The sequence below is a fragment of the Streptomyces sp. AC602_WCS936 genome, from assembly GCF_019049125.1.
Taxonomy (GTDB): domain Bacteria; phylum Actinomycetota; class Actinomycetes; order Streptomycetales; family Streptomycetaceae; genus Streptomyces.
In genome coordinates, this window is record NZ_JAGMUF010000023.1 from 15,753 (window position 1) to 33,147 (window position 17,395).

The following is a 17,395-nucleotide window of genomic DNA, read 5'->3' on the forward strand; positions in this document are numbered from 1 at the left end:
GCGCGCCGCCTAGCCCGCGATGCCGTTGAGGATGGTGATCAGGCTTCCGGCCAGCAGAATCGTCGCGACCCCGCCGCCCATCCACTTGAACGGCTCGGAGCCGCCGCCGTGCCTCGACTTGTCCGCCACGGCCAGCTTGTAGACACCGAAGCCCGCCCCTCCGGCACCCGCGAGGATCAGCAGCCACAGGCCGTAGCCGAAGATCTTCGAGACCGGGCCGTCCATGCCGGGGATCTTCGTGGGCTCGGCCCCGGGGATGATGCCGGCCAGCGTGACCAGCTCGTTGGCCAGGTGCAGGTGCATGTTCGTCAGTTCCCTTCCATCTGCCGCCGCAGCTTCACGGCTGCGGCCGCCACGTCCTTGTGCTCCACGGCCTCGTCGGCGCTTTCGACCGTGCGCAGCACCGGCAGGTAGGGAACCCGCGAGACGCCGGCCAGACGGCCGCCCAGTGCACGGATGCGGTAGCGGGCGGCGGCGACGGGCCGGGCGGGGGCGTCGGAGATCAGCACCAGCCACGGACGCGGCAGTCCGGCCGTCCAGTTCCGCAGCATGTGCTCGACGCAGCTCGCGCCGTACACGGTCGTCTCGGCCAGCAGCACCGGCCGGGCCCCGTACGGAATCTGCTCCTGAGGGTGAAGCAAACGGGCCGCTCCCCCCGTTTCCGGGTCCAGCATCCGGGCCACAACGGCGCTGGCGATGCCGTGCCCGTGCACCGGGATCAGCGCGTAACGGAGCGCGACTGCCGCGCCCGGCTGCGGCTGCACCGCCCCCACCTGCGTCATCACGCCGCAACTCCCCCATGTCTGCCAGTGGTTGCCCAGCTTCGATCTTGGCTTGCGAGACCCCTGAGGCTAGCGTGATCCCTCGACCACGTTGAGTAACGCCCGCATCGGCGAAAGGACTACAGGCAGGTGTCGTCGTACGACGGGAGCCGGGCGCTTGCCCGCACCATCGCCCGGGCGCACGGAGTCCCGGTCGGCGAACTCCGCGGCCTCGGGCGGTCCATGACCGCGTACGACGACCGCGGACCACTCGGACTACCCACGCCCGGACGGCGCCACGAACCGGCGTGGTGGACGCCGGGGGCCCTCCCCGGTCGAACGCAGAGTCGCCGGGGTACGGCCTGCCGTTCCCCGGACGGTCGCCTGCGGAGCGGCCTCGAGCAACGCCTGCGGAGCGACCTCGGGCAACGGCAGTGCGCTCACCTGACGGCTCGCGTTCCAGTCCGGCAGAGGGCCACAGCCCGGACGCGCCGACGCGGAGAACAGTCGACGGGAACCGACGCGTGAAGGCGCTCACCAAAGCGACCGTTGCGGCGCTCGCGCTGCTCGTGCTGGCCGTCACCGGCCTGCTGGCCCTCGTGCTCGTCGACCACGACGCCGAGGCCACCGAGGTGTCCGGCGGCGGAGGCGGCGGCCTGCGGGGAGTGCCCGAAGAGTTCCGGGCCTGGATCCTCAAGGCCGCCGAGGAGTGCGGGGAGCCGGAGCTGACTCCTGCGCTGCTCGCCGCGCAGCTCTACCAGGAGTCGAAGTTCAAGACCTCCCGCGAGGAGGCCACCAGTTACGCCGGGGCCGAGGGCCCCGCCCAGTTCATGCCGGGTACGTGGGCCACCTGGGGCAGGGACGCCGACGGCAACGGCCGGGCCTCGCCCTGGGACATCGGTGACGCCGTCATGGCCCAGGGCCGCATGATGTGCTCCCTGATCAGGCAGGCCAGGAGTTCCGGATATCCCGGCGACGTCCGTGCCCTCGCCCTGGCCGGCTACAACGCCGGATGGGGCCGCGTCGAACAGTTCGGCGGCGTGCCGCCCAGGTCGTTCGCGAACGGCCAGACCTACCACTACGTGCGGACCATCCTCTCCACCATGAAACGGTTCGAGGGCCCCGGGCTGCTCCAGGTCGAGGGGTCCGGCTCCGGCGCCGACGCCCTGCGCAAGGCCGCCGGACGCCTCGGCACCCCCTACGCCTACGGCGGAGGCGGCCCCGAGGGCCCCTCCCTCGGCTTCTGCGAACCGGGCGCCGGCTACCGCAACGGCACCTGCGTCGCCGACGACACCGTCGGCTTCGACTGCAGCTCCCTCGTGCAGTACGCCTACTGGCCCGACCTGAAGCTGCCGCGTACGGCCGCCGCCCAGTACGGAGCCACGAGTGACCGGGCCGTCTCCCGCCGGAACCTCGAGCCGGGCGACCTGCTCTTCTGGAGCCACGGCGGCTCCGGCGCGATCTACCACGTCGCCCTGTACGCCGGAGACGGCAACGTCCTCCACGCCCCGCGCACCGGCAAGACCGTCGAAGTCGTCGCCCTCGCCGACGCCATGCCCGGCGCCGACTACTACGGGGCCACACGGCCCTGACCGCGCCCCGAAAACACCGCATCACCCGCACCGGCCAGGCCGGTCCAGGCCGGGCCAGCCCCCACGCGGGCACCCGAGCGAAAAGGAGAAACCCGCATGTCCCTGCACACCCGGCGCACCGGCGTCGCCGCCCTCGCGCTGCTCACGCTGAGCGCCCTGTCGTCCTGCTCCAGCGACACCGAGTCAAGCCCCGCCGCCGACCACAAGCCGACGACGGCACCGCCCGGTCCCTCCGACGACAACCTGGTCGCGAAGAACGCCCACGCCTACATGGTCGCGTGGCATGCCCACAACCCCGCCGATGCCAAAGCCATGTGCGAGCTGTCCACGCGGGCGCACCGCCCCAACTTCGACGACGACGGCGGCACGATCGCCGGCTGCCGCAGCTCCTACTGGAAGGACATCGGCGCGAAGGACGACGACAGCACCCGCGCTCCTCTCACTATCAGGATCAGCCACGTCCAGGATGTCCCTGCCTCCCTCACCCACCCCGCTGGTAAGGGCGTCCTCGCCACCGGGCACCGAGCCGGCGAGGATCCGTGGCGCGACGTACTCCGGCTCGTCGAGGAGGACGGCGCGTGGCGCGTCGAGCAGGTCGAGGACGACGACCCCTACTTCGCGCACACGGCCGACCCGGTCGCCGCCATCCTCGCCGGCAAGTCCTGACCCAGAGGTCGCGGTGTCCGGACTACCGCCTTCCCAGCCCTCCCGTCTCCTCACGACCCGACCCGACGAAGGCCTCGAGGCCGCCACGATCGTCCTCGGAGGGCAGGCTCCACTCGCCCCTGCCAGGGACGTAGACATGCGGGCCCTTGTAGGCCTCCGCCGCCGCTGCCAGCACTCGTCTCGCGAGCGCTGGTGAACGCAGCAGTTGCAAGATGTCCCGTCCCTCGTGGTAGGTCGAGCAGATCTGACACGAGCGGACGTGACTCTCGATCCCCCGCCAGGCAGACGGGCCGCAGTCCTCTTCCCACGACACGACAGGGCCCAAGCGGCTCAGTCCCGGACAAGCCACATCAGGAGCGAGCGCCGCAACCAGCCGAATCCGCACCCGCAGGCCGAAGTCCTGCAGCGCCTGTTCCCGCATCGGCGAATCGTCGTCCTCGTTGCTGAGCGCGCCGAACGCCCGCCAGATCAGCGAAGCATCGATGTAGTCCAACGTGCGAGCAACGAGACGGTCGTGGAACTCGTCCGCAGCCGTCACTTCGTCAACGACCTTGTCGTAGCAACGCGGCTCACCACGTTTCGCACGCCGTCGACTCGTCACCGCGCGTTCCCTCCCTCAACCGCCGCCTGGTCCTGCACCACGGACGTCGCACCCGGCGCCAGGGGGCGCTGCAACGCAGGCCGGCTGTCCCGCAGTACCCGCATCACCTGCTCGGTCACGACCGGAACGTCCTCCGGCCGCGCCCGGTCCAACGCCCTCCTGCCGAGCAGCACGATCGCGACCACACCGACCACAAGCACCAGCGTGCCGCCGAGCACAGCGACGACCCCCATGCTTACCTCCATCTGCATTCACTCTCTGCCCGGGGAACGCAAAAGACCCCCGAGCTGTGCAGCTCAGGGGCCGAATCGGTTCCGGAAATGACGAAAGCCCGCCGAATTGGCGGGCTCTTGTACGAGGACACAGCTGTGCCCAACGGGTCTCAGAGTACGTTTGACGAGCCGTCTGAGGCAAATACGCCGGCCCGTGAGCAGGAGCGCTACCGCGTGCTGTCGCGGGTCGGCTTCGAGTTCTCCCCCGCCGTACGGTGAGCCGCAACGGCCGGCTCGACGGACGCTGGGCCCGTGACCGCCGTCTGCCGCTCAGTCGGATCCATGCTCGTCGACCGAGATCGGGCGGCCGCGGCGTCGACCCTGCTTCCCGGACCGGCGCCGCCTGCCTCCGGTGCTCGGCGCAGTGCGTCGTCCACGGCGGCCACCAGCCGAGCGCCGAGCTGAGGACGCGGCCCCTGCTGCAGCTGCCACGAGGCGTCGTTCGTCAGACGCGTGAGGCGCTCGCGCACGGGTACGCCCTCACTCTCCATCTTCGCCATCCGTGCGGCCACCAGTGGCCACCGGCGTGCCGACAGCAGCAGTCCGGCCTCCTGTTCCCGCCCTGGCAACGCCTCCCGGACCCACCGGCAGTAGCGCTCGTTCTCTGCCGGGGAAACGGCCAGCTGCCGCAGGGCTCGTGCTCGGTCCGACAGGTCGAGATCCCTGGGCACGTCCAAGCCGGTTGTCAGCGGCCCGTACGACAACATCACGTACCGGCTGGCGACCGGTGCCGCGTCCGCTCCCAGGACCCGCGCCACTGCCCGGTCGACGACGACACCCTCGTCGTGCGCGGTGGCGAGAACGCGGCGAACGTCGACTCCACGCTCATCCAGCCGTGCCATCGTCGCCGCGATGTCCGGCCACGTCGGCGAGGACAGGATCGCCTCGCGCACCGGTCCCGCCGGCAGCGTCTCGCGCAGCAGCCGCTCCCACTCCCCCGTGCCCTCCCTGGACACCCGGGCGGCGTTCTCGGCGAGCGAGTCCCGCACGGTCACCGCGATCTCGGCAACCCGTGGGAGGAAGTCGTCGAGGTCTACGCCCGCGCGCCGGAGTGCCGCGATCCGCTGAGCCGTCTGCGGCCAGTCCGCACCGCTCATGAGCGCCGCCGAGATGTCGGGCGGAAGCACCTTCTGGACGATCGGGGCCACCCTGTTCACCGCCTCCTCGGCGGGCGGCAGTACCTCCTCCTCGTCCTTCTGCCGCCGCTGCCGGTGCCGGCGCACGGCGTCCGCCACGGCCGTGATCAGCCGCCAGGCGTCCACGGACGCCCCCACCGCCTCGCGCATCGCGTCGGCGAACGGGTCGCCTTCCTCCCTGGCTGTCGTCATGCTTGCTCCCTCGTCTCAGCGGGTCCGCTTCGGACCCTGGCCGTGCCCGTCTGCGGGTGTGTGCCGAGTCGGCGCGGGCGCCCCCGTCTTGCGCAAGGGACCGGCGCGGTCCGCCCCGGTCGCGGGCGCGGTCGCGGCGGTCCCAGTCGTAGGCGTGGACGGCGGACCGTCGGCGGCTGCCGCGCCCGGGCCGCGATGCTTCCGCCACCCGTCCAGGCGCCATGCGAGCACCTCCGCCACGCTCTGCGCCGAGGACAGTTCCCGTTGCGCCGCGACCGCCGACAGGACCTCCACCGGGTCCTCCCCCGCGCGCCCGACCTCTCCGAGGCGCGCCCGCAGCGCGGGCCACGCCGGGTCCGCCAGGATGGTCCGGGCATGGGAGGGGACAGCCTCCTGGACAATCTCCGCCATCGACCGAACGCCTGGCATGGTCGCCACACGCTGCCCTGCCCGAGGGCTCACAGGTGCCCTTTCCTGCCGCGGCCTGCTGCGGCGCGCCGCAGCCGCGCCGGCGGTCACCTCGACGGCCTCGCGCAGAAGTCTTCCGGCTCGTCCGGCAGCGTGCGCCTGGACCCGGAACTCTTGCGCTTCGTGCCATCTGCGGGAGGCGTCCACGGCCATCACCAGGGCGGCCAGCAGGCCGAGCACGGCTCTGGTGTCGCTGCGCCCCGCACCGGCGATCGACCTCGACAGCGTCGACGCCGAATCGCGGTACAGCTCGCGCGCCTGCCCTTCCAAAGTGCGCGCCGCCGACGCCCGGGAGGCGCGCTCGAACTCCCGCGCCGCATCGCGAATCAGCTCCCGCACCTCGCGTGGCGAGACCTGCGCGACGACCACGACCAAGTCACCGAGTGCGGCGACGTCCCCGGCTCCCTGCTGCAGTCCTCCGGCGCCCAGGTGGGCGCCTGCCTGCCGCACCTTCCCCTCAGCCACACGCCACGCCTCCGCCGGCGTGAGCGCTCCGCCCGCAACAGGCAGGGCCCACCGCTCACGCGCCCGGGGAAGTGAGAGGTCCGGGGCCAGGCGGGAGCCGGAGAACCACACCGGCTCCTGACGCCCGTCCCGGTCCCCGGGCAGCGCCACCGAGTACCCGGTGACGCTCCCGTCCTGGGCGATCCGCTGCTGCACGCGTACTCCGGCCGCGCCGATCCGGGCGAAGAAGTCGCTGTCGTCGGCTGCAGCCGCGGCCGCTTCCCGCACGGCCCGCTGCAGCGTCTCCCGGGCCGTTTCCGGCAAGCCGCGCCGGGTGGCCTTCTCCGCCTCTCCGGTCTTCGACCACTTCCGTGGGGTCTTGTCGCCGTGCGTGAGGCGACGTAGCCCGAACTCCGCCTCGAAGCGGCGCGCGACGTCGTGCATCCTGACGATGTCCTGGCGCAGGTTGGGCTGCCGTCCGTCCTGCCGTGCTGCCGTGGCCACGATGTGGATGTGATCGGTGGCGTGGCGCACTGCCAGCCACCGGCAGCCTTGTCCGTCGCCGTGCGGATCGATGCCGGCGGCCGCCATCAGCTCGCGTGCCACACGTGCCCATTCCTGGTCGGAGAGCTCGCGGTCCTCGGGCGGGTTGCGCACGGCGACGTGGTAGACGTGCTTGGTCGGCTTCCTGCCGAGGAGCGCGTGCACCGGAGCGTCCAGGAGCAGAGCGAGGTCGGAAAGCGTCATGCCCGGCGAGCGGGCCGGGTCCTCGATGAAGGGGTCCCACGCCGCCACCATGCGGGGGTCGACGTGCTCGTCCCGCTTGCCCGGTCCGTACAGGTAGTGCAGCAGGCCCGAGGTGTCGTTCCCCTCTCGCGCCTTCTTCGGCATCACGACCGCGACCGCCGTTCACGCATCAGTGCGAGGGTTGCTTCGTCCACCCGCCGCACCGCCGCCTGCGCGTGCGCCAGGACTGCCTTGATCCGCTCGTCGGTGACGCCGCCGCCGGAATTCAAAAGGTGTGCGACTTGGTTGAGGCTTTCGTCAACACGTCGCAGCTGTCTACGGGACTGAATCAGCTCCTGGAGGACTTCCTTGGTGTCTCCGGATACCGGCACGACCTTCTCAGCAGCCACCGCCAGAGCCGCGCCACCGACCCACGAAGCGACCGCTTGACTGTCCCGCTCCGCGGCCTCACGGACAATCGTCAGTTCAGCGTCGTTGTAATTCACCTTGATGCGCTTCGAACGGACTCCTCCGGCCTCCCGCGCCCGACGTCGCACACGTCCTCGCGGTGCGCTCCCCGACGCTGCTGACTCGTCCACGAACTGCTGCTTCCCTCCGCCTCCGGTCCGTCCTCGGGCCCGAGATCATGGCCGCCAACCCTAGTGCAGAACGACCATCGATCTCCGCTCACTGGGCCCAGTAAGCACTAACTCGCTCACAGCGTTTACTGTCGCCTCAAAAATCCACGCGTGTTCGTGACATGCACTCAAACAAGCTTTCGTCAGCCGTAATAGACCGCTATTCAGAGAACCGCAGGAGAGCGCCGACGCTACGATCACCGAATGCCAAGCGCTGAGGAAATCTTGCGGAAGATGAGGACGCTCCAGGAACGCCGGGAAGCGGCCGCGGGCCCGCTGGTCGACGTCCTGGCCAAGCGGAGCAGCCTCCTGGAGCAGCTCGCCGCACTCGACGAACCGTACGGCAAGGCATACGCCGACGCCGAAGCGGCGGGCTGGACGCAGGAGGAGCTGACGAAACTCGGCGCGGAAGAGCCGGCGAAGCGACCGCGGGGCCGCTCGAAGCGGTCGCGGTCATCGGCGAGGAAGGGCAACGGCCAGTCGTCCGGGACTGCTGCCGAAGCCCCCTCATCGACGGGGACGATCCCAGCACAGGAGGGGGCAGCCACGGCCTCGACGTCGGCAGGAAGCACTGCCTCCTCCTGACCGGACCGCTCCCCCGACCCAGCCCGCGAAGGGCGCCGCGATGCGCGGCCCCTTTCGGGCGGTCTCTTGTCCTACCTCCTGTCGGTCGGCGTGTGGTCTTCAGCCGGTAGGCGGAGTTGTCTTCCGGGGGCGAACGAGGTGCGCAGGAGACTCTGGTCCCGACTTTGGAAGCTGCGAAGCCGATTTGATTCAGGGATGCCTTCGGTTGTTCTCCCAGCCCTTTCCGGCGGCGCGGCCGGACCCTCAGCCACGACGGTGCGGACAGGGCTGACCAGCTCGACGGCCCGAGCCCCATCGCGGCAGCAGCTGCTCCCCCTCCGCCACGACCGGGCGGCGCGATCTGCTCACGCTCACGCATCTGCGACGGCGGCAGTACGACGCCCCGCCACCGGGCAGGCGAGCAGACGGCACCCGGGACCCAGCCGACCTCCCTCCCCTCCCCGTCGGCCTGTCCACGAGCACAACAGCGATGCCGTCGGACGGCATTCGGCCCGCCATGTAAACCCCGGCGGGATGCCGCTCCACCGAGACCGGCACTCGCATCATCAACAGGGACCGCTATGCCGGAAGAGCAGGCACGGAAGCGGCAGCAAGCCTTGCTGGGTCGGGTGAGCGCAGCGCGTCGGTTAGTCGCCGTGATCTTGCGCCGCTCCCACGGGATGCAGACGTGCACGGCGTCGTACAGGACGCTGATCCGGGTACGTGTCCGGGACCGCTCGAGCGGGATCATCCCCGGCGGGTACGGGGAGCAGACGCCGGTCGTCTTGTCCGTGACGTAGAGCCAGGGACCATCCCCACGGGTGCGGGGAGCAGGGACCCCAGGACCCCATCGCGACGCCCTTCTTGGGACCATCCCCGCGGGTGCGGGGAGCAGTGAACTACGCCCCTCAGGCTGGGGCCATCCCCACATGGGTGGGGAGCAGTGATCGTACGACACGAGGACTCGTATGCCATCAGGTTCAGGCTGTTGTGCAATGCACACGGATGGCTTGCCGTGGTGCGTAGAGCCGGTCTCAGAGCTCTTTCGACAGGTAATGACTCCTCTCTGCCCAGCGGCCCAGCGGCAGACCAGCCACTGCCGAGATCGCACTTGCCAACCCTGTGGCGATTCCCCACCTGGCGGCGTCGTCTTCAGGGCCCCCTAACGGGAGCCAGCGGCCCATCAGGAGACCTAACCAGAAGATGACTATGACTGCACCGATGACGAGGACCCAACGGACCCAGCTGCTCAAGACTCAACTCCCCTTAGACTGTTCTCTTGTTGGCCCGGATACTCTAGGGCAAGGGAGGCACATGTTGCGTTGCTTACCCGAAGTCGCTCCGTCGGCCCTGGTCACGCTGCCCCTTGGCCAACGACATGCCTCTGAGCGCACCGGAGTGAGGGACTGCTGCGTGCCGTGGCAGGCCTCCGCCTGGTACCGCAGACGCCACCGGCCCCCGCAGAGCCTGACCGTGCTGCGCGAGACCACCGCCACCGAATCCGCCGAGTCGGCCGACGTCCTGCGCGACCAGCCGGTCAGCTTCGCCGCCGCCCACCGCCGGCACGCGCTGCGCACCGTCGTCACCACCACCGTGCCCACTCCGCTTCCCACCGGTGACGGCAGCCCGCACAGCGCACACGACCCGTTCGCAGCCCTCGACGTTCTGGAGAATGAGAGCGCCTGATGTTCCTCTCCCGCTTCCGCGTCAACACCGCGCGGCCCGGCGCTCGCCGCCTGCTGTCCTCACCCCAGGCCATGCACGCGGCCGTCATGTCCTCCTTCCCCCACATCCTGCCCTCCGACAGCCCGCAGCCCGACGCACCGCGTGTGCTGTGGCGCCTGGACCAGCGAGCCCGCGCAGAGGTGCTGCTGTACGTCGTCAGCCCCGACCGTCCCGACCTGACGCACCTGGTCGAGCAGGCCGGATGGCCCGCCGTCGCCGGCCCCGAGAACCCCGGCTGGCAGACCCGGCCCTACGCCCCACTGCTCGACCGCCTGGCCGTCGGCGACCGCTGGGCGTTCCGGCTGACCGCGAACCCCGTGCACACGGTCCGCCGCAAGGAGGGCGAACCCCGCAAGCTCACCGCCCACCTCACTCCCGTCCACCAGATGCGCTGGCTGCTCGACGAGGAACGCCAGAAGCGTCTCGGTTTCCGCGTCTGCGAGAAACCGGCCGACCGGCGGCTGCTGCCCGACGGCACGACCCACCACAAACAGCCCCACCCCGGCGACCGCTACGAGCTGGCCGTACAGGACACACGGTCCCTCGCCTTCGACAAGTCCCGCGGCTCCGGCGGCCGCCGGGACAAGCCGGTCACCGTCGTCACCGCCACCTTCGAAGGGCGGCTGGAAGTCACCGACCCCGCGGCGCTGCGCCGCACCCTCACCCAAGGCATCGGCCGGGCCCGCGCCTACGGCTGCGGCCTCCTCACCCTGGCACCCGTCGCCCAACCCACCCACACACGGTCATGAGCACTGTCTCCCGCCGCCCGGCGCTCACTCCCAGGCAGCTCACCCGCACCGGCGAACGCCTCTCCTTTGTCTACCTGGAACGCTGCACGGTCCATCGCGACGCCAACGCCATCACGGCTCAGGACGCGGAGGGCACCACCCACATCCCCTCGGCGACCATCGGCACCCTCCTCCTCGGCCCCGGCACCCGCGTCACCCACCAGGCCATGAGCGTGCTCGGTGAGACCGGTGCGGCGGTCTGCTGGGTCGGCGAACACGGCGTGCGCTACTACGCGTCCGGCCGCGCCCTCAGCCGCTCCTCCGCCCTCATGGAGGCCCAGGCCCGGCAATGGGCCAGTCAACGCAGCCGCCTCGCCGTGGCGCGAGCGATGTACCGGCTGCGCTTCCCGGACGAGGACCCCGCCGGCCTCACCCGGCACGAACTCCTCGGCCGCGAGGGAAAGCGCGTCAAGGACTGCTACCGGGCCCAGGCCGCCCGCACCGGCGTCCCCTGGCGCGGCCGCCGCTACACTCCCGGCGACTTCACCAGCGGCGACGCCGTCAACCAGGCCATCACCGCAGCCGCCCAGTGCATGTACGGCATCGCCCACGCCGTCGTCACTTCCCTGGGCTGCAGCCCGGCCCTCGGTTTCATCCACTCCGGACACGAACTGTCCTTCGTCCTGGACGTCGCCGACCTCTACAAGACGGAGATCGGCATCCCGCTCGCCTTCGACGTGGCCGCACAGGACGAAGAGGACACCGGCCCGCGCACCCGTCGCGCCCTACGGGACCGCATCAACGAAACGTCCCTGCTGAACCGATGCGTAGACGACATCAAACGCCTCCTGCTCCCGGACCCGGCCGGCTCCATCCCCCTCGGCGACGACCGGGACGTAGTCACCCTTCAGAGCGACCGCGGTCACCAGGTCGCCTCAGGCGTCAACTACGACGGTTCAGAGGACTACGGAGACGAGCTCTGGTGACCGTCATCGTCCTGACCAACTGCCCGGCCGGCCTACGCGGCTTCCTCACTCGCTGGTTATTGGAGATCTCCGCCGGCGTGTTCGTGGGCAACCCCTCCGCCCGGGTTCGCGACGCCCTCTGGGAAGAGGTCCGCCAGTACGCAGACCAAGGCCGCGCCCTGCTGGCCCACACCACGAACAACGAGCAGGGCTTCACCTTCCGCACCCACGACCACGCCTGGCACCCGACCGACCACGAAGGCATCACCCTGATCCACCGCCCAGCCCCGAACGCACCCACCGCCGACCCAACTCCCCGGAACGGTCCGCCATCCGGCTGGAGCAGAGCCTCCAAACGCCGACGCTTCGGCAGAGGCTGATGCAAAGCGAGCCCCCTATGCCCTATTTGCCGGAGTCGGCGAAAGTACTCAGAAACGGCCCCCAACGCCAGTGAAGTCGCAGGTCACCCAGTCTGCTCCCCGCACCCGCGGGGATGGTCCCCGCGCGCCCTTCCGGCCGCTTGCCGAATCTGCCTGCTCCCCGCACCCGCGGGGATGGTCCCGACGTCGACCCGGTCGAGGTCGAGCCGACGCCCTGCTCCCCGCACCCGCGGGGATGGTCCCCGCCGGTAGCGGTCGCCGCGCGCGACCTGGTTCTGCTCCCCGCACCCGCGGGGATGGTCCCCTGTACGTGGAGAAGTTCGCCACGGACTCCCACTGCTCCCCGCACCCGCGGGGATGGTCCCTCATCTGGGACGAGGTACAAAAGTCCATGGGCCTGCTCCCCGCACCCGCGGGGATGGTCCCCTGCGTGAGGACTCATCCCAGCGCTCGCGCATCTGCTCCCCGCACCCGCGGGGATGGTCCCTCGATGCTCCGGCCCTGCGACGCGTGCTTGTACTGCTCCCCGCACCCGCGGGGATGGTCCCTGTTCCTGCGACTCGGGCAGGGGCTTGGGGGGCTGCTCCCCGCACCCGCGGGGATGGTCCCCCCTTCAAGTTCTGAGAGGCGGTACCGAGATGCTGCTCCTCGCACCCGCGGGGATGGTCCCCCGTCGCCTGCAGTGTCCTGGTGGTCGTGACCCTGCTCCCCGCACCCGCGGGGATGGTCCCGGAGCAGCCATGACAGCCATCTTGAGGAGGCTCTGCTCCCCGCACCCGCGGGGATGGTCCCGGCGGCAAGTTCCCGTACAGCTGGCGGCTGCACTGCTCCCCGCACCCGCGGGGATGGTCCCAGCTCCCCCACATTCGCCGTGCGGCCATAATCCTGCTCCCCGCACCCGCGGGAATGGTCCCGGCAAGGGCGGCCACTGGACGCCCTACGGCGGCTGCTCCCCGCACCCGCGGGGATGGTCCCATCGCCCAGATGATGGCGCTCAAGGCCGTCGGCTGCTCCCCGCACCCGCAGGGATGGTCCTCCGCCAGTGGAGATGGAGACGGACTTGGAGGTCTGCTCCCCGCACCCGCGGGGATGGTCCCGCTACAACCCCGGCCGCCACCGAAGCACGGAGCTGCTCCCCGCACCCGCGGGGATGGTCCGCCAGGGCGCGCGCGGGCATGGCCAAGCTGGGCTGCTCCCCGCACCCTGCAGGCATGGTCCCCACTGAGCCAGGCACCCGGGACACCGCTGGCCTCGCACCCCGCCGCACCCCGCACCCCCCCCACCCCCCAGAGGAAAGCCCCGGCAGCCTCAGCTCCACAAACCCGGCCTTCGCCCACTCCTCGCACCTCCAGCAGCCGACAAGCGATCAGTAACCGCGCCTCCTGGCGACCGTCACTGGCAGGTCATGCGCGACACGCCGAGCCGACATTTTCTCTCTCAGGCGATAGGCCAAGGCCCCCAGCACTGCCCCCAGTTGATGCGGCCGGAGCGGCAGCCGAGGACCCCGAGATGATCTTGTTTCAGGGTTAAGGTGCGGCTTCACGAGACTGCTCTCGGAGGTGCTCGCCTGGTGGCCGACAGCTTTGTTCACCTGCACAATCACACCGAATACTCGATGCTCGACGGCGCTCAGAAGCTGAAGCCGATGTTCGCCGAGGTGGACCGGCAGGGCATGCCGGCCGTTGCCATGAGCGACCACGGCAACATGTTCGGCGCCTACGAGTTCCAGCAGGTGGCCAAGGGCTTCGGCTCGGTCAGGCCGATTATCGGGATCGAGGCGTACGTGGCCCCCTCCTCGCGCCGGAACCGGCGGCAGGAGTTCTGGGGGCCCGGCGGTCAGCGGGCCGTGTCGGACGACGGCGAGGGGTCGAAGGACGTCAGTGGCGGTGGCCGCTTCACCCACATGACCATGTGGGCGACGGGGGCGCAGGGGCTGCGGAACCTCTTCTACATGTCCACGGAGGCCTCGTACACGGGTCAGTTCCCGGCGGGCAAGCCCCGTATGGACATGGAGCTGATCTCCGAGCACGCCGAGGGCGTCGTCGCGACGACCGGTTGCCCGTCCGGCGCCGTCCAGACCCGGCTCCGCCTGAACCAGTACGACGAGGCCAAACAGGTCGCCTCCGCCTACCAGGACGTCTTCGGCAAGGAGAACTACTTCCTGGAGCTGATGGACCACGGCCTGCCCATCGAGCGGGACGTGCGGGAAGGGCTGCTGCGGCTGGCCAAGGAGCTGGGCATTCCGCTTCTGGCCACCAATGACGCGCACTACATCCACGAGAGCCAGGCCGACGCGCACGACAACCTGCTGTGCATCGGCGTGGGCAAGAACAAGGCCGACGAGAAGAGGTTGCGCTTCAGCGGCAGCGGCTACTACCTGAAGACGGCGGCCGAGATGCGGGCGCTGTTCGCGGAGCTTCCCGAGGCCTGCGACAACACGCTGCTGATCGCCGAGCGCGTCGGGTCGTACGACGAGGTCTTCGACAACGTCGACGAGATGCCGCAGTTCCCCGACGTGCCGGAGGGGGAGACCCAGGAGTCCTGGCTGCGCGCGGAGGTCCTGAACGGACTCACCATGCGGTACGGCGATCCCGTCCCGGTCGAGGTGCTGGAGCGCTTCGAGACCGAGATGTCGGTCATCGGTCCGATGGGGTTCTCCTCGTACTTCCTCGTGGTCGCGGACATCTGCAAGTACGCCCGGGACAACGGCGTGCCGGTCGGCCCCGGCCGTGGTTCGGCGACCGGCTCGATCGTCGCGTACGCCACCCGCATCACCGAGCTGTGCCCCCTGGAGCACGGTCTGCTCTTCGAGCGGTTCCTCAATCCCGAGCGGATCAACCCGCCCGACGTCGACCTCGACTTCGACGACCGCCGGCGGGACAAGATGGTCCGGTACGTCACCGAGAAGTACGGCGACGAGTACACCGCGATGGTGAACACGTTCGGCAAGATCAAGGCCAAGAACGCGATCAAGGACTCGTCCCGGATCCTCGGCTACCCCTTCAGCCACGGTGAACGGATCACCAAGGCGCTGCCGCCGGACATCATGGGCAAGTCGATCCCGCTGGACGGGATCTTCGACCCCGCGCACCCGCGCTACGGCGAGGCCGGCGAGATCCGGGCGATGTACGAGAACGAGCCGGACGTGAAGACCGTCATCGACACCGCCAAGGGCGTCGAGGGCCTGACCCGCGGCACCGGCGTGCACGCGGCCGCCGTCATCCTGTCCAAGACCAGGCTCACCGACCGCATCCCGCTGCACATGCGCGCCTCCGACGGCGTGAAGATCACCGGCTTCGACTACCCCAGCTGCGAGAACATGGGGCTGGTCAAAATGGACTTCCTGGGCCTGCGGAACCTGGGCGTCATCGACCACGCCATCCAGAACATCCGCGAGAACCGCGGCGTCAAGCTCGCCACCGTCGACCCGATGGACGGTGACGGCGGCACCGTCGTCATCCCCCTGGACGACAGGAAGACCTTCGAGCTGCTCGGCCGCGGCGACACCTTCGGCGTGTTCCAGCTCGACGGCGGTGGCATGCGCGCGCTCCTCAAGCTGATGGAACCGACCCGTTTCGAGGACATCGCCGCCGCCCTCGCCCTGTACCGGCCCGGCCCGATGGCGGCCAACGCGCACACGAACTACGCGCTGCGGCAGAACGGCAAGCAGGAGCCCGACCCGATCCACCCCGAGCTCAAGGAAGTCCTCGACCCGATCCTGGGCTCCACGCACCACCTGCTCATCTTCCAGGAGCAGATCATGGCCATCGCCCGGACCCTGGCCGGCTACACCCTCGGCGGCGCCGACATGCTGCGCCGCGCGATGGGCAAGAAGAAGCCCGAGGTCCTGGCCGCCGAGTGGGAGAAGTTCCACGACGGCATGGCCGCCAACGGCTACTCGGAGGAGGCCGTCAAGGCCATCTGGGACGTGATGCTCCCCTTCTCCGGCTACGCCTTCAACAAGTCCCACACCGCCGGCTACGGTCTCGTCTCCTACTGGACCGCCTACCTGAAGGCCAACTACCCGGCCGAGTACATGGCCGCGCTACTCACGTCCGTCGGCGACGACAAGGACAAGGCCGGCATCTACCTGGCCGACGCCCGCAAGCTCGGCGTCACCGTCCTCCCGCCGGACGTCAACGAGTCCGTCGCACAGTTCACGGCCGTCGGCGACGACGTGCGCTTCGGCCTGCGCTCGGTGCGCAACGTCGGCGACAACGTCATCGACACGGTCGTCGCGGCACGGAAGGCGAAGGGGAAGTTCACCAGTTTCGCCGACTTCCTCGACAAGGCCGAACTGCCGGCCCTCAACAAGCGGGCCGTCGAATCGCTCATCAAGGCCGGCGCCTTCGACTCGCTCGGTCACACCCGCAGGGGACTGTGCGCCGTGCACGAGACGGCCATCGACGCGGTCGTGCCGCTGAAGAAGGCGGCGGCCTACGGCCAGGACGACCTGTTCGCCGGGCTGGGCGGCGGCACCGGCGACGGCGGCGACGGGTCCGGCTTCGGCCTCGACGTGCCGATCGACGACGGCGAATGGCCGCGCAAGCAACTCCTGTCCACCGAGCGCGAGATGCTCGGCATGTACGTCTCCGCCCATCCCCTGGACGGCACCGAGCACATCCTCGCCGCCCACCGGGACACCACCATCCCCGACCTGCTGGCCTCCGGCCGGACCGAGGGAACGGTGCGGCTGTCCGGCCTCATCACCAGCGTCCAGAACAAGGTGACCAAGCAGGGCAACGCCTGGGCCATCGTGAACCTCGCCGACCGCGACGGCACGATCGAGGTCCTCTTCTTCCCCGCGACCTACCAGCTCGTGCTGGGCGCGCTGGTAGAGGACAGCGTGATCTCCGTCCAGGGGCGCATCAACGACCGGGACGGCGCCATCAGCGTCTTCGGCCAGGAACTCCAGGTCCTCGACGTGACGGCCGCCGAGCGCAGCGGTGCGGCGCCGGTTCAGCTGGCCTTCCCCTACCACCGCGTCAACGAGCCGATGGTCAGGGAACTCAAGCGGATCATGGGCGCCCACCCCGGCGAAAGCCCCGTCCGTCTCTTCGTACGCGGCCCTCGGAAGACCACGGTCTACGTCCTTCAGCCGATGGTGAACGCCGCCACGATCGCCTCCGACATCAAGGGCTCCTTCGGTCAGGACACGTGGCACGGTGTGGCATGACCGGCGGCGACGAGATCGCCGTCCGGGTCGGCGAGGTGCCGCCGTGCGCCCGCTGCGGAGGCGCGGCGCTGCTCCGTGTCCGGTTCGGTCATTCATGGACGAACAACGCCGGGCGGCCCGTCCACGGCTTCCGGGAAGCGGACCTGTGCCCGGCCTGCGACAGCGGTGACACGTCGGCGGACGGCCTGTTGGCACTCCTCGCCGTCGCCGGGGACATGCCCCTCTCGCGGGTCGCCGACTTCGGCGGCCACGTGGCCGCCTGGGTCGAGGCGGTACGGCAGCGCGGAGTCGACATGGGCCGATGGCGCAGTGAGGAACGCGCTCACCGGATCGACGACGAGCTGCCATGACCGACGCCGGG

The 17,395-nt window shown here is 70.1% G+C and carries 16 protein-coding genes and 1 CRISPR repeat array; of the genes, 9 read left to right on the forward strand and 7 right to left on the reverse strand.

Features of this window, described 5'->3' with window-relative positions; genetic code table 11:
- Positions 1 to 9: 9 nt before the first annotated feature.
- Complete coding sequence (locus tag KUM03_RS11235) at positions 10 to 303, reverse strand: hypothetical protein (RefSeq protein ID WP_217246895.1); 294 nt, start codon at positions 301 to 303, stop codon at positions 10 to 12.
- 5 nt (positions 304 to 308) lie between these two features.
- On the reverse strand, positions 309 to 782 hold the full coding sequence (locus tag KUM03_RS11240; protein ID WP_217246896.1) for a hypothetical protein: 474 nt from the start codon (positions 780 to 782) through the stop codon (positions 309 to 311).
- Between the two features lie 503 nt (positions 783 to 1,285).
- Between KUM03_RS11240 and KUM03_RS11245 the strand changes: the two genes are divergently transcribed.
- Positions 1,286 to 2,353 carry an NlpC/P60 family protein gene (locus tag KUM03_RS11245; RefSeq protein WP_217246897.1) on the forward strand — a complete coding sequence of 356 codons (1,068 nt, stop codon included), beginning with the start codon at positions 1,286 to 1,288 and terminating at the stop codon, positions 2,351 to 2,353.
- A 96-nt stretch (positions 2,354 to 2,449) separates the two neighbouring features.
- Entirely contained in the window at positions 2,450 to 3,019 is a 570-nt protein-coding gene (locus KUM03_RS11250; RefSeq protein ID WP_217246898.1) for a hypothetical protein, read from the forward strand.
- Between the two features lie 22 nt (positions 3,020 to 3,041).
- Here the strand turns inward: KUM03_RS11250 and KUM03_RS11255 are convergent, their stop codons facing one another.
- The 5 genes from KUM03_RS11255 to KUM03_RS11275 all read right to left on the reverse strand — a co-directional run bounded on the left by KUM03_RS11255 (position 3,042) and on the right by KUM03_RS11275 (position 7,364).
- Positions 3,042 to 3,620 (reverse strand): hypothetical protein, encoded by a 579-nt coding sequence (locus KUM03_RS11255; RefSeq protein WP_217246899.1) that lies wholly within the window; start codon positions 3,618 to 3,620, stop codon positions 3,042 to 3,044.
- A complete protein-coding gene (locus tag KUM03_RS11260; protein WP_217246900.1) occupies positions 3,617 to 3,853 on the reverse strand; it encodes a hypothetical protein in 237 nt (78 codons plus the stop codon). The genes KUM03_RS11255 and KUM03_RS11260 overlap by 4 nt, the downstream gene beginning before the upstream one ends.
- A 206-nt stretch (positions 3,854 to 4,059) precedes the next feature.
- Positions 4,060 to 5,220 (reverse strand): hypothetical protein, encoded by a 1,161-nt coding sequence (locus tag KUM03_RS11265; RefSeq protein ID WP_217246901.1) that lies wholly within the window; start codon positions 5,218 to 5,220, stop codon positions 4,060 to 4,062.
- Between the two features lie 15 nt (positions 5,221 to 5,235).
- Positions 5,236 to 7,023, reverse strand: coding sequence for a relaxase/mobilization nuclease domain-containing protein (locus KUM03_RS11270; RefSeq protein WP_374225297.1), 1,788 nt, complete (start codon positions 7,021 to 7,023; stop codon positions 5,236 to 5,238).
- Entirely contained in the window at positions 7,023 to 7,364 is a 342-nt protein-coding gene (locus tag KUM03_RS11275) for a hypothetical protein (RefSeq protein ID WP_217246903.1), read from the reverse strand. Before KUM03_RS11275 ends, KUM03_RS11270 begins: the two co-directional genes overlap by 1 nt.
- A 366-nt stretch (positions 7,365 to 7,730) precedes the next feature.
- On the opposite strand from KUM03_RS11275, the gene KUM03_RS11280 reads away from it, so the two are divergent.
- The 7 genes from KUM03_RS11280 to KUM03_RS11310 all read left to right on the forward strand — a co-directional run bounded on the left by KUM03_RS11280 (position 7,731) and on the right by KUM03_RS11310 (position 17,384).
- Positions 7,731 to 8,081 (forward strand): hypothetical protein, encoded by a 351-nt coding sequence (locus KUM03_RS11280; protein WP_217246904.1) that lies wholly within the window; start codon positions 7,731 to 7,733, stop codon positions 8,079 to 8,081.
- A 1,392-nt stretch (positions 8,082 to 9,473) separates the two neighbouring features.
- A complete protein-coding gene (locus tag KUM03_RS11285; protein ID WP_308406300.1) occupies positions 9,474 to 9,746 on the forward strand; it encodes a hypothetical protein in 273 nt (90 codons plus the stop codon).
- Positions 9,746 to 10,534: a type I-E CRISPR-associated protein Cas6/Cse3/CasE gene (gene cas6e, locus KUM03_RS11290; RefSeq protein ID WP_217246905.1), complete on the forward strand. Its 789-nt coding sequence runs from the start codon at positions 9,746 to 9,748 to the stop codon at positions 10,532 to 10,534. The genes KUM03_RS11285 and cas6e overlap by 1 nt, the downstream gene beginning before the upstream one ends.
- On the forward strand, positions 10,531 to 11,499 hold the full coding sequence (cas1e, locus tag KUM03_RS11295; RefSeq protein ID WP_217246906.1) for a type I-E CRISPR-associated endonuclease Cas1e: 969 nt from the start codon (positions 10,531 to 10,533) through the stop codon (positions 11,497 to 11,499). The genes cas6e and cas1e overlap by 4 nt, the downstream gene beginning before the upstream one ends.
- Complete coding sequence (gene cas2e / locus KUM03_RS11300; RefSeq protein ID WP_217246907.1) at positions 11,496 to 11,858, forward strand: type I-E CRISPR-associated endoribonuclease Cas2e; 363 nt, start codon at positions 11,496 to 11,498, stop codon at positions 11,856 to 11,858. The genes cas1e and cas2e overlap by 4 nt, the downstream gene beginning before the upstream one ends.
- 92 nt (positions 11,859 to 11,950) lie before the next feature.
- A CRISPR array of direct repeats spans positions 11,951 to 13,076; the repeat unit is 29 nt; unit sequence CTGCTCCCCGCACCCGCGGGGATGGTCCC.
- A gap of 352 nt (positions 13,077 to 13,428) precedes the next feature.
- Positions 13,429 to 17,034, forward strand: a complete 3,606-nt coding sequence (gene dnaE / locus KUM03_RS11305; RefSeq protein ID WP_217246908.1) for a DNA polymerase III subunit alpha — start codon at positions 13,429 to 13,431, stop codon at positions 17,032 to 17,034.
- A complete protein-coding gene (locus tag KUM03_RS11310; protein WP_217246909.1) occupies positions 17,031 to 17,384 on the forward strand; it encodes a DUF6300 family protein in 354 nt (117 codons plus the stop codon). The genes dnaE and KUM03_RS11310 overlap by 4 nt, the downstream gene beginning before the upstream one ends.
- Positions 17,385 to 17,395 lie beyond the last annotated feature (11 nt).